22 protein-coding genes are annotated in these 24504 nt (G+C 61.0%); 16 read left to right on the top strand and 6 right to left on the bottom strand.

Features of this window, described 5'->3' with window-relative positions; all coding sequences use genetic code 11:
- Window positions 1-8 precede the first annotated feature (8 nt).
- From K6301_RS16850 to K6301_RS16830, 5 genes are read left to right on the top strand one after another with little or no spacing between them, the layout of a single operon-like run.
- A complete protein-coding gene (locus tag K6301_RS16850) occupies window positions 9-1412 on the top strand; it encodes an amidase (protein WP_247221667.1) in 1404 nt (467 codons plus the stop codon).
- A complete protein-coding gene (locus tag K6301_RS16845; RefSeq protein WP_247221665.1) occupies window positions 1409-2929 on the top strand; it encodes an ABC transporter ATP-binding protein in 1521 nt (506 codons plus the stop codon). Before K6301_RS16850 ends, K6301_RS16845 begins: the two co-directional genes overlap by 4 nt.
- Window positions 2919-3968, top strand: a complete 1050-nt coding sequence (locus K6301_RS16840) for an ABC transporter permease (protein ID WP_247221664.1) — start codon at window positions 2919-2921, stop codon at window positions 3966-3968. Before K6301_RS16845 ends, K6301_RS16840 begins: the two co-directional genes overlap by 11 nt.
- Window positions 3965-4909, top strand: coding sequence for an ABC transporter permease (locus K6301_RS16835; protein WP_247221663.1), 945 nt, complete (start codon window positions 3965-3967; stop codon window positions 4907-4909). The genes K6301_RS16840 and K6301_RS16835 overlap by 4 nt, the downstream gene beginning before the upstream one ends.
- Before the next feature lie 13 nt (window positions 4910-4922).
- The gene (locus K6301_RS16830; protein ID WP_247221662.1) at window positions 4923-6218 is read left to right on the top strand and encodes an amidohydrolase family protein; all 1296 of its coding nucleotides are present in this window, start codon (window positions 4923-4925) and stop codon (window positions 6216-6218) included.
- A 182-nt stretch (window positions 6219-6400) separates the two neighbouring features.
- Here the strand turns inward: K6301_RS16830 and K6301_RS16825 are convergent, their stop codons facing one another.
- Entirely contained in the window at window positions 6401-7225 is an 825-nt protein-coding gene (locus K6301_RS16825; RefSeq protein WP_247221661.1) for an oxidoreductase, read from the bottom strand.
- A gap of 182 nt (window positions 7226-7407) precedes the next feature.
- Here K6301_RS16825 and K6301_RS16820 point away from each other — a divergent pair, with 182 nt between their 5' ends.
- Window positions 7408-8268: a LysR family transcriptional regulator gene (locus tag K6301_RS16820; protein WP_247221660.1), complete on the top strand. Its 861-nt coding sequence runs from the start codon at window positions 7408-7410 to the stop codon at window positions 8266-8268.
- A gap of 44 nt (window positions 8269-8312) precedes the next feature.
- Here the strand turns inward: K6301_RS16820 and K6301_RS16815 are convergent, their stop codons facing one another.
- Window positions 8313-8726, bottom strand: coding sequence for a winged helix-turn-helix transcriptional regulator (locus K6301_RS16815; protein WP_247222527.1), 414 nt, complete (start codon window positions 8724-8726; stop codon window positions 8313-8315).
- Window positions 8727-8830: 104 nt separating this feature from the next.
- On the opposite strand from K6301_RS16815, the gene K6301_RS16810 reads away from it, so the two are divergent.
- A complete protein-coding gene (locus tag K6301_RS16810) occupies window positions 8831-9559 on the top strand; it encodes an SDR family NAD(P)-dependent oxidoreductase (protein ID WP_247221659.1) in 729 nt (242 codons plus the stop codon).
- Between the two features lie 320 nt (window positions 9560-9879).
- Here the strand turns inward: K6301_RS16810 and K6301_RS16805 are convergent, their stop codons facing one another.
- The 4 genes from K6301_RS16805 to K6301_RS16790 form a co-directional block, all read right to left on the bottom strand.
- The gene (locus K6301_RS16805) at window positions 9880-12666 is read right to left on the bottom strand and encodes an autotransporter outer membrane beta-barrel domain-containing protein (RefSeq protein WP_247221657.1); all 2787 of its coding nucleotides are present in this window, start codon (window positions 12664-12666) and stop codon (window positions 9880-9882) included.
- Between the two features lie 205 nt (window positions 12667-12871).
- Window positions 12872-14059, bottom strand: a complete 1188-nt coding sequence (locus K6301_RS16800; protein WP_247221656.1) for a glycine C-acetyltransferase — start codon at window positions 14057-14059, stop codon at window positions 12872-12874.
- A gap of 1 nt (window position 14060) precedes the next feature.
- Window positions 14061-15029 carry an aminotransferase class IV gene (locus K6301_RS16795; RefSeq protein WP_247221655.1) on the bottom strand — a complete coding sequence of 323 codons (969 nt, stop codon included), beginning with the start codon at window positions 15027-15029 and terminating at the stop codon, window positions 14061-14063.
- Window positions 15030-15228: 199 nt separating this feature from the next.
- Window positions 15229-15735, bottom strand: a complete 507-nt coding sequence (locus K6301_RS16790; RefSeq protein ID WP_247221654.1) for an Lrp/AsnC family transcriptional regulator — start codon at window positions 15733-15735, stop codon at window positions 15229-15231.
- Window positions 15736-15864: 129 nt separating this feature from the next.
- Between K6301_RS16790 and argE the strand changes: the two genes are divergently transcribed.
- The 9 genes from argE to K6301_RS16745 all read left to right on the top strand — a co-directional run bounded on the left by argE (window position 15865) and on the right by K6301_RS16745 (window position 24468).
- Complete coding sequence (gene argE, locus K6301_RS16785) at window positions 15865-17052, top strand: acetylornithine deacetylase (RefSeq protein ID WP_247221653.1); 1188 nt, start codon at window positions 15865-15867, stop codon at window positions 17050-17052.
- A gap of 17 nt (window positions 17053-17069) precedes the next feature.
- The gene (locus K6301_RS16780) at window positions 17070-18290 is read left to right on the top strand and encodes a D-amino acid dehydrogenase (RefSeq protein WP_247221652.1); all 1221 of its coding nucleotides are present in this window, start codon (window positions 17070-17072) and stop codon (window positions 18288-18290) included.
- Between the two features lie 166 nt (window positions 18291-18456).
- Complete coding sequence (locus tag K6301_RS16775) at window positions 18457-19551, top strand: branched-chain amino acid ABC transporter substrate-binding protein (protein ID WP_247221650.1); 1095 nt, start codon at window positions 18457-18459, stop codon at window positions 19549-19551.
- A gap of 71 nt (window positions 19552-19622) precedes the next feature.
- Window positions 19623-20525 (top strand): branched-chain amino acid ABC transporter permease, encoded by a 903-nt coding sequence (locus K6301_RS16770; RefSeq protein WP_247216953.1) that lies wholly within the window; start codon window positions 19623-19625, stop codon window positions 20523-20525.
- 3 nt (window positions 20526-20528) lie between these two features.
- A complete protein-coding gene (livM, locus tag K6301_RS16765; protein ID WP_247216951.1) occupies window positions 20529-21914 on the top strand; it encodes a high-affinity branched-chain amino acid ABC transporter permease LivM in 1386 nt (461 codons plus the stop codon).
- Entirely contained in the window at window positions 21914-22807 is an 894-nt protein-coding gene (locus K6301_RS16760) for an ABC transporter ATP-binding protein (protein ID WP_247216948.1), read from the top strand. The genes livM and K6301_RS16760 overlap by 1 nt, the downstream gene beginning before the upstream one ends.
- Window positions 22807-23532, top strand: coding sequence for an ABC transporter ATP-binding protein (locus K6301_RS16755; protein ID WP_370340505.1), 726 nt, complete (start codon window positions 22807-22809; stop codon window positions 23530-23532). Before K6301_RS16760 ends, K6301_RS16755 begins: the two co-directional genes overlap by 1 nt.
- A gap of 16 nt (window positions 23533-23548) precedes the next feature.
- On the top strand, window positions 23549-23938 hold the full coding sequence (locus tag K6301_RS16750) for a DUF6867 family protein (RefSeq protein ID WP_247221649.1): 390 nt from the start codon (window positions 23549-23551) through the stop codon (window positions 23936-23938).
- Window positions 23938-24468, top strand: coding sequence for a peptide deformylase (locus K6301_RS16745; protein WP_247221648.1), 531 nt, complete (start codon window positions 23938-23940; stop codon window positions 24466-24468). The genes K6301_RS16750 and K6301_RS16745 overlap by 1 nt, the downstream gene beginning before the upstream one ends.
- Window positions 24469-24504 lie beyond the last annotated feature (36 nt).

Below are 24504 nucleotides of genomic sequence, written 5' to 3'. Positions count from 1 at the left end.
ACGGTTCCATGCAGGCGGATGCAACAGCGCTGGCGCAGGCGATTGCCGGCGGCCGAACCACCAGCCGGGAGGCCATGCAGGCCTCCCTTTCAGCGTCTTCAGCCTGGGAAAGCCTCGGCGCCATCGCCTATCAGGACGCAGATAGGGGGCTGACGGCCGCCGACGCCATTGATGCTTTGCCGGGGGATGTACGCCATACATTGCCCTTCTCTGGCGTACCGACGCTCGGCAAAGACCTCGGCGGGCCGTTCACCGGTTTTCCGACGACCGCGGGATCGCGCCTGATGGCACGGCGCGGCGGATTGGTGGATTCCGACCTTGCCGAGCGTTTCCGTGCCGCTGGCCTCTGTCTTTTCGGCCTCACCACAAGTCCCGAGTTCGGCCTGTCGCTCGCCAGCGAACCGGCAATCGGCCCGATCGCGCGCAACCCGCTTTCGCCCGACCTTTCGGCCGGCGGCTCCTCGGGTGGTGCTGCGGCCGCCGTTGCTGCCGGCATCGTCGCAATCGCGCATGCCACCGACGCCGGGGGCTCCATCCGCGTTCCGGCCGCCTGTTGCGGGCTCGTCGGCCTCAAGCCCAGCCGTGGACTGATGCCGGCGGGGCCCCATTTCGGCAATCACCTGGGCGGTATCGCCGCCGAACTGGCCGTGACGCGCTCCGTGCGCGATACCGCAGCGGCACTGGCAGCGCTTTCCGGCAGCGCGCGCGGCCCGTTTCCGCCGGTTGAAATGCAGAAGCAGCGGGATGGGCGGCTACGGATCGGCGTCCTGACCGACACCGGCGCCGACCATCCGACGGACGCCGCGCGACAGGCGGTCATCGAGGAGGCGGCCCGCGCATTGGAGACTGCCGGCCACCAGCTCGTCCCCATCTCCTTCGAGGCCGTGCACGGCATGGCATCAGCAAGCCGCCGCGCCTTCGTCGACATCGTCTGCCTCAACCTCGCCGACACGATCGCTCGCTTTGATCTGGATGCCGGCAAGACCGACCCATTGACGCAGGCCGTCATCGAGCGCGGCTTATCCCTGTCGGCGCAAGGCCTGTGGCAAAGCCTCAACGCGATGGTGCTGGTCAGCCGCGACCTGTGGCGGCTCTTCGACGACATCGACTGCCTCATCAGCCCGATCCTGTCTTCGGCACCGCTCCCCGTGGGCTCCTTCCCAAGCGATCACCGGGACACAGACCTTCATTTCGAGCGGATGGCGGCCTTTGCACCGCTCGCGACGATCGCCAATGCCTCCGGCTTCCCGGCGCTTACCCTGCCCTTCGGCGCCGATGCCGCGGGCTTGCCATTGCCGGTCCAATTGATGGCGCCGATGGGCGCCGACGCCCTGCTCTTGCAGCTTGCCGGCCTTCTGGAGCAGGATGGCCGCTGGCAACACCGGTTTCCAATCGCAGGATGGCCCGCATGAGCACACCCGTTCTCCAGATTGAGAACGTCAGCAAGCGTTTCGGCCAGACCCTTGCCAACGACAATATCTCCCTGTCGCTGCACAAGGGCGAAATCGTCGCCCTGCTGGGTGAGAACGGTGCGGGCAAGACGACGCTGATGAGCATCCTCTTCGGCCACTACGTACCCGACAGCGGCCGCGTGATGGTGGACGGACAGGAACTGCCGGCAGGCCGGCCGCGCGCAGCCATCCGCGCGGGCATCGGCATGGTGCACCAGCATTTTGCGCTGGCACCCAACCTGACCGTGCTGGAAAACGTCACGACGGGCACCGAAAGCCTGTGGTCGCCGCGCTCCCGCCGCCGTGAGGCGCGGGCGAAGCTGCTGGCGATCTCAGAAAGGTTCGGGCTGAAAGTCGATCCCGACGCGCGGCTTGGCGACCTGTCGGTCGGCGAGCAGCAGCGCGTCGAAATCCTGAAGGCGCTCTATAACGAGGCCCGCATCCTCGTTCTCGACGAACCCACGGCGGTCCTAACGCAGATCGAGGCCGAGCGCCTGTTTGCTACATTGAAGGACATGGCGGCGCAGGGCCTGTCGCTGATCTTCATCTCCCACAAGCTGGACGAGGTGATGTCGACCGCGGACCGGATCGTCGTCCTGCGCGGCGGACGCCACGTTGCAGAGCGCCCCGCATCCGAGACCAGCAAGCCGGAACTGGCCGAGCTGATGGTCGGCCGCGCGGTGACGCGACCGGTGCGCGAGCCATCGGAACCCGGCGACGTGGTACTGGAGGCCGCCGCGGTCACTGTCAGGATCGGCGGGGTCGATCGCCTGAAGGCCGTCGACTTTCGGCTTCGTGCTGGCGAAGTCCTTGGCATCATCGGCGTGTCTGGCAACGGCCAGGCGGCACTGGCACAGCTGCTGTCGGGCACCGCCGCCATGGCGGGCGGCGACCTGCTTCTGTTCGGCCAGCCTGTCGGCGCGTTGAGCGTCGAGGACGTGGTCACCGCGGGAATCGGCCGGATCCCGGAAGACCGCAACAAGGACGGTGCCATCGGCGAGATGGCCATCTGGGAAAATGCCATTCTGGAACGCCTGTCGAACTTCTCGCGCCACGGGCTGGTGGATCGCGAGGCTGGCATGGCTTTCGCGCAGACGATCATTGACACGTTCGACGTGCGCGGCGGATCACCGGCGAGCCGCATCCGCCTGCTCTCCGGTGGCAACATGCAGAAACTGATCCTGGGACGAAACCTGATCGACAGGCCGCGCGTCCTTATCGCCGCCCAGCCCGCCCGCGGGCTGGACGAAGGCGCGGTGGCCGCCGTCCACGAACGCATCCTCGACGCGCGGCGGCAGGGCACGGCGGTGCTGCTGATTTCGGAAGACCTCGACGAGGTGATGGCACTCGCCGACCGTATCCAGGCCATCGTCGGCGGCAGGCTCTCCCCGCCGATACCGGCGCAGGAGGCCTCGACGCGCAAACTGGGCCTGATGATGGCCGGCGAATGGGAAGGCGAGACGGCACATGCGGTTTGAACGACGCGAACACAGGCCGGTCGCGCTGGTCATCGCGACGCCGCTGATTGCGGTCGCCGCCGCGCTGGCGATTGCCGGCATTCTCATCGCGATTGCCGGTGCACCGGTTTTCGAAGCCTACTGGAACATTCTGAAGGGTGCCTACGGCTCACGTCTCTCGGCGACGGAAACGCTGACCCGCGCCACGCCCTTGATCCTCACCGGCCTTGCGGCCGCCGTCGCCTTTCGCGCGCGGTTGTGGAACATCGGCGGCGAAGGACAGCTCTATCTCGGCGCGATCACGGTCGCTTGGGCGAGCTCGCACTTCATCGGCACCTGGCCGTCCGCCTTGCAGATCCCGGCGCTGCTGATCATGGGCGCGGTCGCGGGCATGATCCTGCTTCTGGTGCCGCTGTGGCTCAGGCTGCGCTTTTCGGTCGATGAGGTGGTCACGACGCTGCTCCTCAACTTCGTCGCCGTCCTCGTCGTGTCCATGCTCATCGACACCGTCCTGAAGGACCCGACGGCGTTCGGCTGGCCACAATCGCAATCGGTGGCCGACGCCGCGATGCTGCCGAAGCTTCTCGCACGCTCCCGCCTCAATCTTGGTCTCGTCATCGCCGTGGTGCTGGCCCTCGTGCTGGCCTTCGTCCAGTCGCGCACGGTGTTCGGCATACAGTCGCGCGCCGCCGGCCTTAACCCGCAGGGCGCGGTGTTCGCCGGCGTTCCGCTCGGCCGCACGCTTGTGGTCGTCGCATGCCTGTCCGGAGGACTGGCGGGACTTGCGGGCGCCGTCGAGGTCATGGGCGTCAAGGGCTATGTAACGACCGACCTATCGCCGGGTTACGGCTATTCCGGTATTGTCGTGGCGATGCTGGCCAACCTCAACCCGCTCGGGGTCGTCGTTGCCGGCCTCTTCACCGCCACCATGTTCGTTGGTGCGGATGGCATGAGCCGCGCCATGGGCATTCCGAGCTATATCGCCGATGTCATCGTCGCCCTCTCGCTCCTGACGATGCTGATCGCCGTCTTCTTCACCCAGTACAGGATCCGCCGATGAGCGCCGTCTTCGACATCATCGCCTCCGCCGGCCTGTGGGCGGCCGTCCTGCGCATCGCGACACCGCTGATCCTCGGTACGCTCGGCGCGCTCTTATGCGAGCGGGCCGGTGTTCTCAATCTCGGCATCGAGGGCATCATGACCTTCGGCGCGATGATCGGCTGGCTGGCGGTCTACAACGGCGCGGATCTGTGGACGGGCTTTCTCATCGCCGCGATCGCCGGGGGGCTGTTCGGCGTGCTGCATGCGGCATTGACCGTCACGCTTGGCCTGTCGCAGCATGTCTCCGGCCTCGGTGTCACGCTCTTTGCCTCGAGCTTCAGCTATTATGTCTTCCGCCTTCTCGTGCCGGTCGCCGGCACACCCCCGACGATCACACCCTTCCAGCCCATTCATATTCCCGGCTTGAGTGACCTCCCCTTCCTTGGCCAGGCCATCTTCAGCCAGACACCGCCGACCTATGCCGCGATCCTGATTGCTTTGGCGCTCGCCTATCTCGTATTCCGCACGCCGCTGGGCCTTGCGACCCGCATGACCGGTGAAAATCCGCATGCTGCCGAGGCGCAGGGTATCAATCCCATGGTGGTTCGCTACGGAGCGGTGATTGCCGGCAGCGCGCTGATGGGCATGGCCGGCGCCTTCCTGACGCTGTCGGCCTTCAACAGCTTCTTTCCGACCATGGTCCAGGGGCGCGGGTGGATCTGCATCGCGCTCGTCGTCTTCGCCTCCTGGCGGCCACAGCGCGCCCTTCTCGGCGCCCTGCTCTTCGCCTTCTTCGATGGCTTCCAGCTGCGGCTCCAGACAGCTCTGGGCGGCGTGGTTCCCTACCAGCTCTTCCTGATGATCCCATACGTCCTGTCGATCGCGGCGCTGGCTGTCATGGCCAGACGCGCCCGCGTGCCGCAGGCCCTCATGCAACCCTATCGGCGCGGCGAGCGCTGAACGGAGGATACAAATGTTCGATCTCATCATCCGCAACGCCAACCTGCCCGACGGCCGCCAAGGGTTCGACATCGGCCTCAAGGACGGCATCATCGCGATCATCGAGAAGCGGATCGATGCCGTCGCCGGTGAGGAGATCGATGCGACAGGAAGGCTGGCAAGCCCGCCCTTCTGCGATCCGCATTTCCACATGGACGCGACGCTGTCGCTCGGCATGCCGCGCATGAACGTCTCCGGCACGCTGCTCGAGGGCATCGCGCTCTGGGGCGAGCTGCGTCCGCTCCTCACCAAGGAAGCCTTGGTCGAGCGCGCGCTGCGCTACTGCGATCTCGCCGTCAGCCAGGGCCTGCTCTTCATCCGCAGCCATGTCGACACGTCCGACCCGCGCCTCGTGACCGCCGAGGCCCTGATCGAAGTCCGTGAACGGGTGGCGCCCTATATCACGCTGCAGCTCGTCGCCTTTCCGCAGGATGGCTACTACCGTGCGCCGGACGGCGAGGCTTCGCTCAAGCGCGCACTCGACATGGGGCTCGACATCGTCGGCGGCATTCCACATTTTGAGCGAACGATGGACGATGGACGGCGCTCGCTCGAGGCGCTGTGCCGGATCGCGGCGGAGCGCGGTTTGCCGGTGGATATCCACTGCGACGAGACCGATGATCCGATGTCCCGCCACATCGAGACGCTTGCGGCTGAGGCAGTGCGCCATGGCCTGCAGGGACGCGTGGCAGGCTCCCATCTCACCTCCATGCATTCCATGGACAATTATTACGTCTCCAAGCTCATCCCATTGATGGCCGAAGCCGAGATCAACGTCATCCCTAACCCGCTGATCAACATCATGCTGCAGGGACGCCACGACACCTACCCCAAGCGGCGCGGCATGACGCGGGTGCGCGAACTGATGGCCGCCGGCCTCAACGTCTCCTTCGGCCAGGATTGCACCATGGATCCCTGGTATTCGATGGGCTCTGCCGACATGCTCGAAGTCGGCCACATGGCAATCCACGTGGCGCAGATGGGCGGGATCGAGGACAAGAAAAAGATCTTCGATGCGTTGACCGTCAATTCGGCACGGACCATGGGGCTTGAAGGCTACGGTCTCGAGGTGGGCTGCAAGGCGGACCTGATCGTGCTCCAGGCCGCCGACGTCATCGAGGCGCTGCGGCTGAAGCCGACTCGCCTCGCCGTGGTTAAGGGCGGCAAGGTGATCTCACGCAGCGCCCCGCGCATCGGTGAACTCTTCCTCGACGGGCGGCCGACGACCATCGATCCCGGCCGCGACTACGTGCCCAAGGAGCCGTCGTGACAGAAGGTTCTCGGGACCGTGCACTGACGCTGAGTAGCTTCGTGGACCGTGGTCGTCTGTGACACAATGCTCTTCATTATCCGCTATCGTAGCGGATCGGCTGATGACGATCCGCTACCGATTGGCAGAGTTCTTGTCTGCGTGATGCTGAAGCAGGTAGGACATTCCGCTCCCCGGCATCGTCAAAGCTGGTCGTAATCCGTTGCGATCGTGATATCGCGCCAAGCGTCGATATCGCTGCGGAAGGACGCCAGCTTTCGCTCAGCGATAGAATGTGCGGCGGGGCCGAGCGGCAAATGAAGCGGGGCTTCGTCGGCATCTACTGCCTTCAGGATCACCGCAATCGCCTTGTCGGGATCGCCTGCCTGATAGCCGTTGTTGGATTCGCGGTAGCGCCTGCGCGAGCTCGCGGCATATTCCGGCATCTCGTTGGCCGCTAATGCGATCGACCGTCCAAGGAAATCCGTGCGAAATGGTCCAGGCTCGACGATCAGCACGCGGATACCGAACGGCTTCAGCTCGCCGGCGAGCGCTTCCGACACCCCCTCAACGGCAAACTTGGCCGCATTGTAATATCCGGCCCCGCCGCTGCCCGCAATGCCCGCCCCCGACGACATGTTAACGATCGCTCCGCCCGAACGTCTCAGGACTGGCAGGGCTGCTTTTGTGGTTTCTATCAAACCGAAAACGTTCACATCGAACATCGGCCGATATTCCTCCGGCGCGCCCTCCTCGATTGCGCCGAATAGCCCATAGCCTGCATTATTCACGAGCACGTCGAGCCCGCCGAATGTTTCGACAGCCTTTGCGACGACGGCCTTTGCCGACGCCGCATCCGTCACGTTGAGCGGCACGGTAATCATACGACCACCGAACGGCTCCGCCATCCCTTCGATCGCGGTCACATTGCGGGCCGTCGCGATGACTTGATCGCCGCGTTTCGCTGCCGCGAGCGCGAGCCGCCGGCCAAAGCCACTTGAGCAGCCGGTGATGAGCCAAGTTTTCATGAGTGTGTCTCCGAGTTTCCTTCAGTCGACGCCATCTGCCCCTATCCTTCACCGAGCGCCCTATGAAGATCGTTGAGTCCGCACAAGAGGCACCCCTGATGTGAGTCAAATCTAGGCGATCAGATTTGTTCTTTAAGTAACAAAACTGTATTCTCAGCGTTCAGTTTTGTGCGGGGTGTGTTGTGGAATGGAGTGATGTCAGAATCTTTCTCGCGGTGGCGCGATCCGGCACGCTGGGCGGCGCCGCACGTTCTCTGCAGACAAGCCATCCGACCGTCGGCAGGCGCCTACGCGCGCTTGAGCAGGCAGTTGGGCAAACCCTCTTCCAGAGGACTGCCGATGGTCTTGTTTTGACCGAAGAAGGTCACGGTGTCCTGGCGCTGGCGGAACAGATGGAAGAGAGCGCGTTGGGTATGGAGCGCCGGCTTGCAGGGCGGGAGCAGAATCTCAAGGGCAATCTGCGCATTTCATCGGCGGACTGGTTCGGCGCCTATGTGTTGCCTCCGATCCTGGCGGATTTCTCTAAAACCTACCCTGATGTCGACGTCGAGATCCTGACCGGGACGCGCCTGTTCAACCTTGCCCAGCGGGAGGCCGATGTCGCTTTTCGCATCGTTCCGTTCAACGCCGCCGATGTCGTCCAGCGGCGTCTTTTCAGGCTTGAATACGGCGTCTACGTTACCGAGGATTCGCCTGATCCCACATATGGTGACGGGAGCGGTTTTCGGCTCATCACTCACGATACGTCGACCGGCCGGTTCCCCGATATCGCTTGGCTGATCGAGACTTTCCCCAATGCCAAACCGGCCCTGCGATCGAACAACCGCAACGTCCAGGGGCGTATGTGTAGGCAAGGCGTCGGGATCGCCGTTCTACCCCGCGCGGTCGGTGATCAGATCGCGGGCATCCGCAGATTGGACCTGCCGATGCCACCGCCGGCGCGCGACATCTGGATGGGATATCACCGGGACCTACGACGCCTTAAGCGCCTTCGGGCGTTCATCTCGACCGTATCGGACCACGTTGCGAACGCGGCCGCATGATGAGCTGTCGCCTGAATAATCGGGCGTCGACCTACACCAGTCGACTAGTCTCGGACCCGATCGTATTCTTCCTGCGCGCGCTCCAGCTCCGGACCGTAAGTCATGGACCAAGCATAAAGTGCCTCGAAGGGTTGCTGTAGGGAGCGGCCCAGGGCGGTAATTGTATATTCGACGCCAACCGGTGTCGTTGTCGTGAGCACTTCACGGTGGATCAGCCCGTTGCGCTCCAGCCGTTTCAGCGCATCAGCGAGCGCCTTATGCGTGATACCGTCGAGGCGTCGCATAATCTCGTTGAAGCGTGACGGCCTGCTACACAGGACCGTGAGGATCAGGACCGACCACTTGTTGGCGATCTGCTCAAGCACCGGCCGGGCCCTTTCAACGTCCAGCAGCGCCTCGGCCGACACAGCCTTGTGAAGACGCGGCGAGCAAGGTTTGACAGGCAGGCTCTCATCCATCACGGACATAGGTATACTCCTCGATATCTGCTTTACATATAGTGCGTAATTGACCATAGGTATAGAGATTATATCTTGGCTCCATTGTTCTCGATGGAGTTGATATGAGCAGATTAGCAAACAAAATTTCCCTCGTTATCGGCGGGGTGGGTGGCATCGGCGGAGCCATTTCCGAGAGGTTCGCCAACGAGGGAGCGCTGGTCTACGCGACCAGCCGCAAGGGAGCGGAGACGACAACGGAATCAACCGGCGCCGGCCGCATTGACGTAATCCGGGCCGATGCCAGCGACACCGCCGACCTGCGACGCGTCTTCGATCAGATCCGATCGGAACATAGCCGCATCGACGTGCTTGTCGTGAATGCGGGCCTATCGGAGTACGCGACACTACAAGACGTTTCCGAGGATCATTTCGATCGGACATTCGGCTTGAATGTTCGAGCACTCGTGTTCGCGGCCCAAGGTGCCATTGAGCTCATGAGGCCCGGTGCAACGATCGTGCTGATTGGTTCCATTGCAGGCGACATCGGGACCAAGGGATACGGTGTCTATGGTGCAACCAAAGCCGCAGTCCGTTCATTCACACGGACTTGGGCAAACGAACTCGCGCCCAAAGGCATCCGCGTCAACGTCATAAGCCCTGGACCGATCGATACGGCGATGATGGCAGCTGCCTCACAGGAAATTCGAGACGCACTTTCCGGTATGATCCCTCTGGGGCGCATGGGCAGGCCTGATGAAGTGGCGGCAGCAGCCGTCTTCCTTGCTAGCGACGAGAGCAGTTTTACGACAGGTGCAGAAATCGCTGTCGACGGGGGCATGGCTCAGGTCTGAAGGCGGCGTTAGCGATCTCCTGTCAGGCACCTAGACGAGGGAGGCCGACAGGTGTCACGCTGGCCGAAAGCTTTGATGCGGATAGTGTCAGGTATAACCGCGCAGTACGAGTGCGTGCAACTTCCACTGTCTCGTTCCATAGAGCCCTCGTGTGCCGGCCTCTTGAACTTGATACTGCGAGTCCAGCCACCATGATAACAGAATTTTCCAACGCCCTGAAGCCTTCGGCGCGATTTTCGCCGAAAGTGGAAGCCGATATCTCTGACGCAAAAACAGCCCCGCCGAAGCGGGGCTGTTTGCAAAACTGATCTTAGGAACGCTCAGAAATCAAGGCCAAGCGACGCTCCGAAGACATGCGTCGACTGCGACTTGGACAGCTTACCGGCATAGTTAAGCGAAATGCGCTTGTTCTCGGCAGGCTTGAAGTCGAAGCCAGCACCCAGGACCAGGCGGTCGCGAGCTGTCGATGCGCCATCAACGACGAACTGCGTGCCTGTGTTGCCCTGCAGGGCGAGCGACTGCGTGGGGGTCGTGTCGGCAAGCGCTCTTTCGTAGAGAGCCCGGGCCTTCCAGATCACATTCGCGCCGCTTGCAAGCTTCGTTGCGTGCTCGACTTCAAGACCGATACCTGCATCCGCCTGCCATCTGCTTTCCGATGCAACAGACGCGTTAAGGGATCCGGCGCCGGTCTCGGTTGCGCCGTTATGACCGCTCCATTCGAAATCGAACGTCCCGACCGGCTTCAGCTTCGTCTCGCTCGTCAGCGCCAAACCATAGCCGACCTCGACCCCGCCACCAAAGGTGTGTGTCCAGTAGGCCGCGGTAGCGGTCCTGGTGATGGATCCGACTCGGATAACGCGGCTTGTGGAGACATCCGTCAGGCCGTAGGCCAAGCGACCGGAGACGTCGACGGTACCATCGGTCCAGCCCGCATGGGCGCCGACGAAGCCACCCTTGGTGTCATATTCCGAAGAGCGGGCATCGACGTCGCCGCGCGAGACAAGGTAGCCGAACCCGATACCAAAATCGGTAACGCTACCTTCGGCTTCGATCGAGCGATCGAAGCCGAGCGCCAATCCGCCAGCCGCCCAATCGAGCTTGGCTGCGTTACCGTTGTTTTTAATCGTGCCGAAGCCCGCGAGCGGCGTAATCCACGCCGTGTCGAATACACCGGTAGTCCGGAGCGCCGGCGTTACCGCAGCAAAGCCGGGATGTGCGCGCCCCTGTTGCTCCTCGGCATAGCCCAAAGCCACCGTCTGCCGACCGGCCGAGCCGCCGCCGGACATGCCGCCGACAAGCGATGAGGTGAAGAGATTGAAGGTGTAGTCCACCGACTGCTGGCCCGACGCATGCACTTCGCCCGACACGGAATCGTAGACTGCCCTCGCCTCTTCGGCACTCATGCCCATCATGCGCTGATAAACGGGATCAGAGGTGTCGAAGCCGCTCAGTGCAGACGCCGCACCCTTCTGGTTTCCCGTGACGGCGACATCAGTGACCTGCACGTCGTTGCGCGACAGCTTGAGCTTAATGTCGCTCGCGCCCTGAAGGAGTGACGCATCGAGAAACGCAAAGTTTTCGACGACGGAGCTATCGAACTGACCGGTAATGCCTCCGGTGGAGGTCAAAATCGTGTATGTCGTCTCCGGGGCATAGGTAGAGCCGTCGTCCGTGCCGTTCAACGCGGCAACACGCACTTTCGCGGCAGTATCGATGGTCACCGCTCCCGATACGCTGGCCTTGTCCGAATGCCCTTGGTCATCGACTTTGACGTCGAAGTTTGACCCAGCGGCGAGGTTCAAGTCACCGGCGACGCTCATCGTGCCGATCGAGGCGACTTTCCTGTGAGCGCCCGACACTGAGGCTGCATGATTGCCGGGGGCGAAGATGCCACCATTGAGCACGGTGGTTTTGCCAACGGTACCGCTGCCGGTCAGCGTGGCGCCCGAGAGAACTTTCGTCTGGCTTGATGCGGTGATCGAGCCATCGACAAGAAGCGTGCCGGCTTCGACATTCGTCTGTCCAGAATAGCCGTTGGTATTGGTCAACGCCACCATCCCGCTACCCTGCTTCGTGAAGCTCCCGGTCCCGTTGATTTTACCCTGGTAAATGCGGTCGCTGGATCGATTGATGATCAGCGCACCATTGTTTGTAATGGGGCCGGCAGAAATGCTCAGGGTGCTCGGTCCGATCCACCCTGCGGCACCACCGGTTCCCCACTGAAGGGTTGTTCCCAAGTCAATCGTTACCTCACCGGAGGAACTGCTGCTCGAGCTCAGTATATAGGTGGCGCCGCCGGCAAAGCCGAGGCTTCCGGGTCCCGTGATTACACCGGCATAGGTTATAGGCCCGCCGGTTCCGGAACGATCGAAGATCACGCTGCCATAGTTGAGGATATTTCCGGTAACGACACCAGTCGCTCCGCCATCTCCGATCTGCAACACACCGTTGGCGCTCGTGCTGGCCTGGCCTGTAAAGGTGTTGTCACCCACCAGCTTCAGAGTGCCGGAATCAACATTGGTCCCCCCGTTGCCGGAAATGATCCCGTAAAAAGTGCCGCTGCCGACATTGAGGGAATTGTTGCCCAGGACGACAGAGCCATAGCCGTTAAGCTGCAACAGCTGGGCAGCTGCTGCAGCCGAAACGTCAAGCGTGGCGCCTGAACCAACCCATACGCTACTGGATTGGTTCAAACGTCCTTGGCCGGAAAGGGCAAGGGTGCCGCCCGTGACCTCGGTACGGCCGGTGAACGTGTTCATGCCGGTTAAAGTGAGCGTTCCTTCACCCGCCTTTGTGAACGTCCCATTCCCACTTAATCCTGTTCCCAGGGTGGCGTCATTGGCCATCGGGAACCAACCGCCGAAGGTGTCGATCGTACCGCCGCCGAGCCCGATTATGATGGCTGGCCCTGTGATGACCGTCGGCTCCATAATCTTCAAAGTGCCGTTATCCAGCGTAATTGAACCAGGAGCGCCACTGTTCACGTCGAAAAACAGCTCTATATCGCCATTTGTCACAACCTGCTGCGCATATGCAGATGTGCTGGCCAGAAGCGAAGCCAAAAAGGAAAGCCCGCTAACGCCGACCCGGCCAACGAATTTCGTCATTATAGTATCCCCCGAAACGAACTTGCCCGAGATAGACAAGCACCACCCATCACCAAGTGGTGAAAATCACTGCGGTGATGGGACGACATGAGTCAAATTGTATCCAAGGTAATACACAACCACTTGTATCGTTTGTTTGATAGTGATGCTTTATTGCCTCATTTTTCATCACTCGACGTACGATAGTTACTCAGCCGCGCAACTATTAAAGCCGGTGACAGCGCGGGTGGCTGAACGATTCGAGAGCGCCGAGAACCTGAAGAATGTCCTCCGGTCTGTGAACTGCGCTGACCTGCAGCCTGACGCGCGCCGCGCCTTTCGGAACGACCGGATAGGAGAACGCCACAGCGAAGACACCGCTTTCGAAAAGCACTTCAGACATGGCCTGAGCGGCCTCAGCATCACCAACCAGTATGGGCACGATGGGGTGGTCTACGCCGCCGACGCGGAACCCAAGCCTCTGCAAACCCGACCTCAACTGGACGACTCTGTGATTCATCGTCTCCCGGATTTCCAACGAGTTCTCCGCAAGATCGATAGCCGCGAGCGATCCGGCGCATATCGCCGGCATCAAGGAATTGGAAAACAGGTAGGGCCTGGATGCCTGTCTCAGCCAGTCGATCAATGCCTTACGCCCGCTTACATATCCGCCTGAAGCACCGCCAAGGGCTTTTCCAAGTGTTCCCGTCAAAATGTCGACTTGATCTTCGACGCCATGAAGGGAGGGTGTTCCCCTGCCGCCTGGTCCGACAACGCCCACAGCGTGAGAATCGTCGACGACGACAAGCGCTTTATACCGGCGCGCGAGGTCACAGATCGCCGGAAGATTTGCGACGGACCCGTCCATCGAGAACACGCCATCCGTCACGATCGCGCGCGTTCGCGCCGCCTGCGATGTCCTCAGGATGGCTTCAAGGTTTTCCATGTCGCCGTGTCGGTACCGGTGGCGAGCAGCCTTACAAAGCCTGATCCCGTCAATGATGCTTGCATGATTGAGTTCGTCACTGATCAACGCATCTTCCGCGCCGAACAAGGTTTCGAACAATCCGGTATTGGCATCGAAGCAGGAGCTGTAAAGGATCGTGTCGTCAGTACCGAGATATGTACTCAGCCGGTTCTCCAGCCGCTTATGCAGGTCCTGCGTACCGCATATGAAGCGAACCGACGCCATGCCGAAGCCATGAGAGCCGAGGGCGCGTGTCGCCGCGCCTATGACCTCGGGGTGATTGGCAAGCCCAAGGTAGTTGTTCGCACACATGTTGATCAGCGTCCGGCTTGAACCTTGGTGGAGGACGGTCACCTCACGCCCTTGCGCCGAGGACAAGATAGCCTCGTGCTTTTCGAAACCTTGCTGCCGGCTCGTTTCCAGATCCACAACGAAACGGTTCAGCATCTCACATTCCTTCGGCGAAATAGCGGACGGGCGTCGACCATTCCGGGTCGGTATGGCGTCGCCAGTATTCGTCCTTTACCCGGGTGGTCAGTTCCCCCACGTCTCCGCGGCCGATGACGGTTTGATTCACTTTGGTGACGGGCATGACGCCGCCAGCCGTGGACGTGATGAAGATTTCGTCGGCGGCCAGCAAGTGTTCGACGGAAACGGGCACCTCAGCCACCGGAATGTCGAGCGCGCCGCAGATGTCGAGAACGCTGCGTCTCGTTATGCCAGGCAGGACGTTCTGCGCCGGCGTCGATAGTCTGCCATTGTGGGCTGCGAATACGTTGAAGCCAGGGCCTTCGGCGATGTTTCCCTCGTAATCGAGAACGAGGGCCGATTCCGCATTTTGGTCATACGCATCGTAAAGGCCTTTCACCAGATCCAGCCAGTGGTAGTTCTTGACCGTGGGATCAACGGACGCTGGCGGTATCCGAACTGTGTTGCTGATGGCAAGATGAAGGCCACGGGCCATCTGCTCTGCGTTTGCAACGGAACCGAAGGGAACGGCAAAAGCGATGAACCGATTGACCGCGTTGCGCGGGTCGCGACTAAAGGTCGGGGATGTTCCGCGCGTGCAGATCATCTCAACATAAGCTGAGCGATGCCCTGCCAAGCCGACGCAGTTTTGCAGAACCTCCGCCACCTCGTCGCGTGACATGCGGATATCCATCCTCAGCTTAGCGAGACCATTGAAAAAACGATCCAAATGAAGATCAAGCCGGAAAAAACGACCATCCCAGACGTGCACGGTGTCGTAAGTGGCGTCCGAGTGAAGCAATCCCCAATCGAGAACGGAAATCTTGGCTTCCGACATGGGAAGATATTGGCCATCCATGAAGGCGACGCCGTGCGGGTAGCGCGCAGTATCTTGATGTTGCTTCGAAACGAAGGGCACGGGCGCCAAGGGATGCAGGTTTGCAGACATGAACAATGATCCATCCATTAAAACGACTGGATCAATCCTCCCGCATCTTCCCACGCTGCCGGTTGCAAAACCGTCATTCCCGTGACCGTTTCGCGTCATAAATCCCGAAGTTCTGCAACGCGGAACTCCGAGGCGCCTTTCTGGCCAGGCACGCAGTGAATCCTTGCCCAGCGATTTCAATTCGGTGCGTCATCGGCAATCAGATGGCGATACGGGGTTCGAACTTGACGCGATCCAGGGCGATCATGCTGTTGAATTTGCGAACGTTCCTGTTGGTGTAGAGCTTGGTCTTGACGAAGACATCGAAGGCTTCCACGTCCTCTACGGAAACGACCAGCACAAAATCCGCCGTGCCGGTCACCATGTAACACTGCGTCACCTCCGGTGCCGCCCGCATCGCTCTCTTGAACTCATCGACGAGATCGAGCCGTTCCCGGTCGAGTTCCACGGTAACGATGACGGACAGCCTACGGCCGGCGACTTTCGGATCAATCAGGCAAATGTCGGCTATGATGGCCTTTTCATCCCGGAGCCTTTTGATGCGGCGAAGGCAAGAGGCAGCCGACGAACCCACCTCCTCCGCAATTTCTGCAAACGACCGCTTGTTGTCGATTTGCAGCGCACGAAGAATTCGCTTGTCGAGTTCGTCCAATTCCATATTGCTCTCCTCCATGCGGAATGCAAACTGATGACGCAGATACGTCATCCAACCTCCAATTTTTATTCGTGCGCGTCGAATGATTTAGAGATTCGGCGTTAGTATTACTGAGCTCCCGATATTCTGCAATCCGTCGATTACGGCATCGCCGCGACGGTCGCCAGAGGGACTTGGGTTATGAAGACTGGATCAGCATCGACGAGCATCGTGGTCGATAGCCTATCGATACTGCAGAGGCTCGTTGCGTTTCGCCCGATATCAAGTTCTTCCAATCTTCCTCTAATCGATTTCTGCGTGCAGCGATTAAGAGAGGCAGGGATCGTGGCGCATACCGTTTCCTCGCCGTGCGGACGAAAGGCGGCCCTTTACGCCACGATAGGCCCCGACGTTCCCGGTGGCGTCGCCCTCTCCGGCCATACCGATGTGGTTCCCACCGATGGTCAGACGTGGATGTCCGACCCATGGACCGTCGTTGAACGATCGGGCACACTTTATGGCCGAGGCACGTCGGACATGCTCGGGTTTGTCAGTCTCTGCCTTGCAGCAGCGCCCGCTTATGCCAGCCGGCCGCTAAGGCGACCGCTTCACCTGGCCTTCTCTTATGACGAGGAGACCGATTGCGCTGGCGGCAAACAGCTTGTCGAGCGCCTCAAAGCAAAGCTTGCGACGCCGACGCTTGTCATCGTCGGAGAGCCGACAAGCCAATCCGTTGTGCTCGGGCACAAATCCTACACGGAACTTCGCATAACGGCCAAGGGCGCAGCGGTTCACTCATCGCGGCCTGATCTCGGCGCGAGCGCGCTGACGGCAGCCGCCCGAACGATCGCTTATATCGGAGACCTTCAGAACACCCTCGCATCCGACAAGAAGAGACAAGACAGCCGCTTTTCTCCTCCATTCTCGACACTCAACTGCGGGATATTCCATTCCGGGACCGCGCCGAGCACTGTAGCGGCCGAAGCCGTTTTCTCGGTCGATATCCGAACCGTGCCTTCGGTTTCGCCAGACGATCTTATCAGCAAAATCAGATCGTTTGCTGCGACCCTTTGCGAGCGTCCGACGTTCGAAGGAGGATCGACTTGCGATTTTTCGGTGGACGTCGTCACCGCGATACCGGGGCTAACGCCCAGTCTAACATCGAACGCGCGGACCTTCGTCGAGAGGCTCAATCTGCTCGTAAGCGAAAAGACCATCTCCGGCGGCACTGAGGCCGGGCTGTTTCAGGCTGCGGGATGGCCAACGATTGTCTGCGGACCCGGTGACCTGCAAAGGGCGCACGTCGCCGACGAGTTCATCACCATCCAGGAGCTGGAAGCTTACGCGGTCCTCCTCAAAGGCATCGCTGACGAACTCTGCACCGATTAACCGAGACGGACATCAATATGAAGCACATCGCCGTAATCGGCGCCGGCATCACCGGCGTCACGACTGCCTATGCCCTTCTGCAACGCGGCTTCGACGTGACGCTCGTTGAGCGAAACAAGTATGCCGGCATGGAAACGTCCTACGCAAATGGCGGACAGTTATCTGCATGCAACGCGGAAGTCTGGACCAACTTCGGGACGGTCCTCAAGGGCCTGAAATGGATGCTTCGGCGTGATGCTCCCCTGCTCGTCAATCCGTCCCCGAGTTGGCAAAAATACGGGTGGTTCACTAAATTCCTCTTCAGCATACCGGCCTATGAAAGCAATACTGTACGAACCGTTGAGATCGCGCTGGCTGCGCGGCGGCATATGTTCGAGATCGCCGAAGCTGAACAGATTGATTTCGATCTCGTTCAGCGCGGCATCCTTCATGTCTACGACGATGCGGCCAGTTTTGCTGCCGCAACCGCCGTCAACAAACTGCTGACGCGGGGCGGCCTTGAAAGGCGCCGTGTAAGCCCGGCAGAGATATCACTCCTGGAACCTGCGCTGAGCGGCGACTTTCACGGCGGGTATTACACCGAGTCCGATTACACGGGTGACATTCACAAATTTACGCGCGGACTTGCGGCTGCTTGCGGCAGGCTCGGCGCATCCTTCCAGTATGAGCGGGACGTCACTGCCTTGGACATGAAATCCGGGGTCAGACTGATGACATGCAATCCTGCTGGCCGGGACCCTGGCGACCTGCTCGCAGACGGGGTTGTCATCTGCGCAGGCGTCGAGAGCCGGCGCCTCGCCCGGCTTGCTGGCGAAAGCGTCGATATCTATCCCGTCAAAGGATATTCCATCACCGTCAATCTCGACACATCCGAGGCGCAAAGCAGCGCGCCGTGGGTGAGCCTGCTCGATGAGGCGGCGAAGATCGTTACCAGCCGGCTCGGACCATCACGGCTACGCGTTGCAGGAACCGCCGAATTCAATGGCTACAATCTCGACATAAGACGCGACCGTATCAAGCCACTTGTCGATTGGACTGCGCGGCGTTTCCCCGGCGTTCCCACCAACAGCGTCATACCCTGGGCAGGCCTGCGACCCATGATGCCGAACATGATGCCGCGCGTGGGGCGTGGCCGAAGAAGGCAGGTCTTCTACAACACCGGGCACGGTCATCTCGGCTGGACGCTGAGTTGCGCCACGGCACAGACAATCGCGGACGTCGTTGCGTCAGGCGATTGACGCGTCGCGTGGCCGCCGAACGAACCGCAGGCCAGATGAAGCAAACGATGCGTTTCACTCATCTGATTGCACCGTAAGAGCCATGAAATTCCGCACTTTGGCGCGATTATTCCGGATCTGCTGACTACGTTTTATCCCAGAAAATGCTAAACAAGAGGGGTTCCCAATGAAAAAGTTCTTTCTCTCCGCCGCTGTGCTGCTCGCTTTGAACAGTACCGCAAACGCGGAATTGATCATCGGATTTGCCGGCCCTTTGACGGGCGGAAGCGCCGCGCTGGGCGATCAGTCCCGGAACGGGGTCAATCAGGCCGTTGCCGACATCAACGAAAAAGGCGGCGTTCTCGGCGAGAAGATCCGTGTGCAGTTTGAAGACGATGCGGGCGACCCGCGGCAGGCGATTTCAGTTGCCAACCGTATGGTGGCTGAAGGCATCAAGTTCGTGATCGGCCACCAGAATTCCGGCGCGTCCATTCCGGCGTCGGAGGTGTATGCCGAGGCGGGAACGGTCATGATCTCGCCCTCCTCGACAAATCCCATGCTCACCGAGCGCGGATTGACAAATGTCTTCCGCACCTGCGGGCGCGACGATCAGCAGGGCATTGTCGCTGCGGAGTACCTTCTGAAGACCTATAAGGACAAGAAGCTCTTCATCGTTCATGACAAGACGCAGTATGGTCTCGGCATTGCCGAAGAAGTCAAGAAAGGGGTCAATGCCGGCGGTCTCGTGGAGGTCGGCTACGAAGGCATCACCGTCGGCGAGAAAGATTATTCGGCACTGATCTCCAAGATCCGGGAAACCAATGCCGATGTCGTCTATTTCGGTGGCATCTACACCGAAGGTGCGCTGATCGTCCGACAGATGCGTGAAAGCGGGATGTCGGCACCTTTCCTCGGCGGCGATGGTCTCTTCAGCTCGGAATTCGCGGCAATCGCCGGGCCTCAGGCGAATGGCTCCGCCTTGGTCACCTTTGGAAGCGATCCCACCAAAAATCCGGCCGCCAAGGATGTGCTCAAGCACTTCGTCGACAAGGGCGTGAACCCGGAAGGAAACACGTTTTATGCCTATGCCGGTGTGCAGGTCATAGCACAGGCGATCACGGCGGTCGGAACGGCGGATGCCGGGAAGGTTGCCGAGAAAATCCATTCAGGCATGGCGTTTGACACGGTCCTGGGCCCTCTGACATTCGACGAAAAGGGCGACATCAAGAAGTTGGACTTCGTGTTCTACAAGCTTGAGGACGGAAAGTTCGTAGAAAACTGAGGCCGCCTCAGCCCGAGTTCGATTATAGAGCTCGGGCAGCTCCTTCCGTTTCTTCAGGCGAGGAATAGCTCGTGGAGTATTTCGTCCAGCAGCTCGTTAACGGGCTGACTCTTGGCTCGATTTATGGTTTGATAGCCATTGGCTACACCATGGTTTACGGCATTATCGGCATGATCAACTTCGCCCATGGCGATATTTTCATGCTGGGTGGGTTTGCCGCTCTCATCACGTTCCTGATCCTGACGAGCGTGTTCGTCGGCCTTCCGGTCGTGCTGCTGCTTCTGGTGATGATGGTGGCCGCGATGCTGACGGCGTCGCTTTGGAACTGGACGATCGAGAAGATGGCGTACCGGCCGCTGCGCGGTTCGTTCCGCCTTGCGCCGCTGATCACGGCGATCGGCATGTCGATTGCGCTGTCGAACTTCATCCAGGTCACGCAGGGCCCTCGCAACAAGCCGATCCCGCCGCTGGTGTCGTCGGTCTACAATGTCTTCGGCATCGCGATCTCGCTCAAGCAGATCATCATCATGCTCCTGACGGCGATCCTGCTGACGACCTTCTGGTACATCGTCAACAAGACGGCGCTCGGCCGCGCGCAGCGTGCGACCGAACAGGACCGCAAGATGGCGGCGCTGCTCGGCATCGACGTCGACCGCACGATCTCCGTGACCTTCGTCATGGGCGCATCGCTGGCGGCGGTCGCCGGCACCATGTACCTGATGTATTACGGCGTGACCGTCTTCACCGACGGCTTCATCCCGGGCGTCAAGGCCTTCACGGCCGCGGTCCTGGGCGGCATCGGCTCGCTTCCGGGCGCGGTTCTCGGCGGCATGCTCATCGGTCTCATCGAGAGCCTGTGGTCGGCCTATTTCACCATCGACTACAAGGACGTCGCGACGTTCTCCATCCTCGCCATCGTCCTGATCTTCAAGCCGTCCGGCATTCTCGGACGACCGGAAGTCGAGAAGGTTTGATCCATGTCCAACATTTCCCACTCTCCCGAGAGCGCCGGCGGTAACCTGACGGCGCGGGCTCTGCGCGAGGGCATTTTTGCCGGTATCGTGGCGCTTGGCCTGTTCGTGCTCTTCGTCGGTCTGGAGACCACGCAGAACATCCGCAACGAGCTGGTGCTGAACCAGCGCTGGGGCCTGCTTGCCATCTTCGTCGCCGTCGCCGCCGTCGGGCGCTTCCTCACGGTCGCCTATATCCGTCCGTGGATGGAGGCCCGCAAGGCCGCCGCCAAGGCGCCGGCCGAGGCGGACGAAAGCTTCTTCAAGCGCAACTTCAGCAAGATCGCCATCGTCGCGCTCCTGATCTATCCGCCGCTGATGGTCATGCTGTTCGGCGTGCAGGGCTCGCTCAAATGGGTCGACAATTTCGGCATCCAGATCCTCATCTACGTGATGCTCGCCTGGGGCCTCAACATCGTGGTGGGCCTGGCCGGCCTGCTCGACCTCGGCTACGTCGCCTTCTATGCGGTGGGCGCCTATTCCTACGCGCTGCTGTCGCAGTATTTCGGGCTGTCCTTCTGGATCCTGCTGCCGCTCGCCGGCATCCTGGCCGCCTTCTGGGGCATGATCCTCGGCTTTCCGGTGCTGCGCCTGAAGGGCGACTACCTCGCCATCGTCACGCTCGCCTTCGGTGAGATCATCCGCCTCGTGCTGATCAACTGGACGGAAGTGACGCGCGGCACGTTCGGCGTCTCGGGCATTCCCAAGGCCTCCGTCTTCGGCATCTGGTCGTTCGACGTCAGCGCGCCGAACAACTTCGCCAAGGCCTTCGGCCTGCCGATGTCGTCGGCCTATTACAAGATCTTCCTGTTCTATCTCATCCTGGCGCTGGCGCTGCTCACCGCCTATGTCACGATCCGCCTGCGCCGCATGCCGATCGGGCGCGCCTGGGAAGCCCTGCGCGAGGACGAGATCGCCTGCCGCTCGCTCGGCATCAACACGGTCACGACCAAGCTGACGGCGTTTTCCATCGGCGCGATGTTCGGCGGCTTCGCCGGCTCCTTCTTCGCCGTGCGTCAGGGCTTCGTGTCGCCGGAAAGCTTCGTCTTCCTGGAATCGGCGATCATCCTGGCCATCGTGGTCCTCGGCGGCATGGGCTCGCTCGTCGGTATTGCGGTTGCGGCCGTCGTGATGGTCGGCGGCACGGAACTGCTGCGCGAGATGACCTTCCTCAAGGCCATTTTCGGTCCCGACTTCACGCCGGAACTCTACCGCATGCTGATCTTCGGCCTCGCCATGGTCATCGTGATGGTCTGGAAACCGCGTGGCTTCGTCGGCAGCCGTGAACCGACCGCCTTCCTGAAGGAACGCAAGGCGGTCTCCGGCAGCTTCACCAAGGAAGGACACGGCTGATGGTGTCCGCAACCATGACAACGAACACGATGACGGCTGACCCCATTCTCAAGGTCGAGCATCTCTCGATGCGCTTCGGCGGCCTCATGGCCATCAACGACTTCTCCTTCGAGGCGCAGCGCGGCGAGATCACCGCGCTGATCGGCCCCAACGGCGCGGGCAAGACCACGGTCTTCAACTGCGTGACCGGCTTCTACAAGCCGACCATGGGCATGATCACCATGCGCCAGAAGGGCGGCAAGGAGTTCCTGCTGGAGCGCCTGAACGACTTCGAGATCACCCGCGATGCCAAGGTGGCGCGCACCTTCCAGAACATCCGGCTCTTCTCGGGCCTCACCGTCCTGGAGAACCTGCTGGTGGCCCAGCACAACACGCTGATGAAGGCGTCCGGCTATACCGTCCTCGGCCTTCTGGGCCTGCCCGGCTACAAGAAGGCCGCCGCCGAATCCATCGAGGTCGCCCGGCACTGGCTGGAGAAGGCCGATCTCATCGCGCGTGCCGACGACCCGGCCGGCGATCTGCCCTACGGCGCCCAGCGGCGCCTGGAGATCGCCCGCGCCATGTGCACGGGACCGGAGGTCCTGTGCCTCGACGAGCCGGCGGCGGGCCTCAACCCGCGTGAATCGCTCGCGCTGAACGAACTCCTGCGCTCCATCCGCAAGGACAGCGGCACGTCGATCCTGCTCATCGAGCACGACATGTCGGTCGTCATGGAGATCTCCGACCATGTGGTCGTGCTCGAATACGGGCAGAAGATCTCCGACGGCACGCCGGACCATGTGAAGAACGATCCGAAGGTTATCGCGGCCTATCTCGGTGTGGAAGATGATGAGGTCGAAGAGGTGATCGAGGAAATCGAGGAGATCGAGGGCACGGCGGGAGGGTCGCACTGATGAGCGATACGCTTCTCAGCGTCCAGGGCGTTGAAACCTATTACGGCAACATCCGCGCGCTCGCCGGCGTCGATGTCACGGTGCAGAAGGGCGAGATCGTCAGCCTCATCGGCGCCAACGGTGCGGGCAAGTCGACCCTGATGATGACGATCTGCGGCAGCCCCCAGGCGCGCAACGGCACCATCACCTTCGACGGCGAGGACATCACCCGCCTGCCGACGCATCTCATCGCGCGCCGCCGCATCGCGCAGTCGCCGGAGGGACGCCGCATCTTCCCGCGCATGACCGTCTACGAAAACCTCCAGATGGGCGCGAGCCTCGACAACCTGAAGTATTTCGACGAGGACGTGGAGAAGATCTTCACGCTCTTCCCGCGCCTCAAGGAGCGCCAGTCGCAGCGCGGCGGCACGCTCTCGGGCGGCGAACAGCAGATGCTGTCGATCGGCCGCGCGCTGATGGCGCGTCCCAAGCTCTTGCTTCTCGACGAGCCGTCGCTGGGCCTGGCGCCGCTGATCGTCAAGGGCATCTTCGACGCCATCAAGGTGCTGAATAAGGAAGAGGGCCTGACCGTGTTCCTCGTGGAGCAGAACGCCTTTGCCGCGCTCAAGCTGTCGGACCGCGCCTATGTGATGGTCAACGGCAAGGTGACGATGAGCGGCTCGGGCAAGGAGCTTCTGGCCAATCCGGAAGTGCGCGCGGCCTATCTCGAAGGCGGCAGGCACTAGGACAAGGAGACGGACAATGCAGGGAATTCTCTACGAGGAGCCGTCTGTCTGGCAGTTCCTGTTCATCACCGTCATCATGGGCGGCTGGACCGCATGGCGCACCGGAAAGAGCGTCGCCGAGGGCTGGCAGCCCTACCGGACCCTCGTCATCTACACCCTCCTCCTCGGCGTCGCCATCCGATTCATCCACCACGCCCTGTTCAACGGAACCATGCTCACACCGCAGTACTATATCGTGGACACCGCCGTGCTCCTTATGATCGGGACGTCGGCTTACCGATACTACCTCACACGGCAGATGACCCGGAACTACTACTGGCTGGTACACAGAAGCTCTGCATTCACATGGAAAAGCATCCATGATAATTCAAGAATAACCAGTAATTTCAAACAGGTGAACGAATAATGGCTATCAGAGAGATTGTGCTGTTCGGCGACGAACGCCTGCGTGAGCGGGCCGTCGAGATCGATGTGAAGAACAAAGGTTGGCAAGGCGATGCCAAGGACCTTTTCGATACGCTCATTCACCTCAAGGAGCGGTTTGGGTTCGGCAACGCCCTCGCCGCACCGCAGATCGGGTCCACATACCGCATGATTGCGTTCAATGGGTCGATGGGAACGTTTTTGGCGATCAATCCGATCATTACCTGGCGTTCGGAAGACATGTTTCCGCTTTGGGACGACTGCTTCAGTTTGCCGTCCGCCAGCGCTGCTGTCATGCGACACAGGGAAATCTCCTTCGAGTGCATGGATGAAACGGGTCAACCCATCCGCTTTCCTCGCTTGTCGGGCGACCAGGCGCAGCTGGTTCAGCACGAGGTCGACCATCTGGACGGAATCTTGATGGTGGACCGGCTGGTGAGCCCGGGCGCGATCATTGCGCGCGAAATGATGGGCCGCGCCGTTCATCCATCCTTGAGACAAGCAGCCGCGTAGAAAGGGAATGCAGCGCGGCCACGCCGAAAACCCTAA

Origin of the sequence: Shinella oryzae (genome assembly GCF_023038235.1) — a bacterium.
Lineage (GTDB): Bacteria > Pseudomonadota > Alphaproteobacteria > Rhizobiales > Rhizobiaceae > Shinella > Shinella sumterensis.
This window is presented reverse-complemented; position numbering and strand designations above follow the sequence as displayed.

Excerpts from the sequence above, each read along its gene's own strand:
- K6301_RS16850 (WP_247221667.1), top strand. The coding sequence starts at position 9 with ATGCAGGCGGATGCAACAGCGCTGGCGCAGGCGATTGCCGGCGGCCGA.
- K6301_RS16845 (WP_247221665.1), top strand. The coding sequence starts at position 1,409 with ATGAGCACACCCGTTCTCCAGATTGAGAACGTCAGCAAGCGTTTCGGC.
- K6301_RS16840 (WP_247221664.1), top strand. The coding sequence starts at position 2,919 with ATGCGGTTTGAACGACGCGAACACAGGCCGGTCGCGCTGGTCATCGCG.
- K6301_RS16835 (WP_247221663.1), top strand. The coding sequence starts at position 3,965 with ATGAGCGCCGTCTTCGACATCATCGCCTCCGCCGGCCTGTGGGCGGCC.
- K6301_RS16830 (WP_247221662.1), top strand. The coding sequence starts at position 4,923 with ATGTTCGATCTCATCATCCGCAACGCCAACCTGCCCGACGGCCGCCAA.
- K6301_RS16825 (WP_247221661.1), bottom strand. The coding sequence starts at position 7,225 with ATGAAAACTTGGCTCATCACCGGCTGCTCAAGTGGCTTTGGCCGGCGG.
- K6301_RS16815 (WP_247222527.1), bottom strand. The coding sequence starts at position 8,726 with ATGGATGAGAGCCTGCCTGTCAAACCTTGCTCGCCGCGTCTTCACAAG.
- K6301_RS16810 (WP_247221659.1), top strand. The coding sequence starts at position 8,831 with ATGAGCAGATTAGCAAACAAAATTTCCCTCGTTATCGGCGGGGTGGGT.
- K6301_RS16805 (WP_247221657.1), bottom strand. The coding sequence starts at position 12,666 with ATGACGAAATTCGTTGGCCGGGTCGGCGTTAGCGGGCTTTCCTTTTTG.
- K6301_RS16800 (WP_247221656.1), bottom strand. The coding sequence starts at position 14,059 with ATGCTGAACCGTTTCGTTGTGGATCTGGAAACGAGCCGGCAGCAAGGT.
- K6301_RS16795 (WP_247221655.1), bottom strand. The coding sequence starts at position 15,029 with ATGTCTGCAAACCTGCATCCCTTGGCGCCCGTGCCCTTCGTTTCGAAG.
- K6301_RS16790 (WP_247221654.1), bottom strand. The coding sequence starts at position 15,735 with ATGACGTATCTGCGTCATCAGTTTGCATTCCGCATGGAGGAGAGCAAT.
- argE (WP_247221653.1), top strand. The coding sequence starts at position 15,865 with ATGAAGACTGGATCAGCATCGACGAGCATCGTGGTCGATAGCCTATCG.
- K6301_RS16780 (WP_247221652.1), top strand. The coding sequence starts at position 17,070 with ATGAAGCACATCGCCGTAATCGGCGCCGGCATCACCGGCGTCACGACT.
- K6301_RS16775 (WP_247221650.1), top strand. The coding sequence starts at position 18,457 with ATGAAAAAGTTCTTTCTCTCCGCCGCTGTGCTGCTCGCTTTGAACAGT.
- livM (WP_247216951.1), top strand. The coding sequence starts at position 20,529 with ATGTCCAACATTTCCCACTCTCCCGAGAGCGCCGGCGGTAACCTGACG.
- K6301_RS16760 (WP_247216948.1), top strand. The coding sequence starts at position 21,914 with ATGGTGTCCGCAACCATGACAACGAACACGATGACGGCTGACCCCATT.
- K6301_RS16755 (WP_370340505.1), top strand. The coding sequence starts at position 22,807 with ATGAGCGATACGCTTCTCAGCGTCCAGGGCGTTGAAACCTATTACGGC.
- K6301_RS16750 (WP_247221649.1), top strand. The coding sequence starts at position 23,549 with ATGCAGGGAATTCTCTACGAGGAGCCGTCTGTCTGGCAGTTCCTGTTC.
- K6301_RS16745 (WP_247221648.1), top strand. The coding sequence starts at position 23,938 with ATGGCTATCAGAGAGATTGTGCTGTTCGGCGACGAACGCCTGCGTGAG.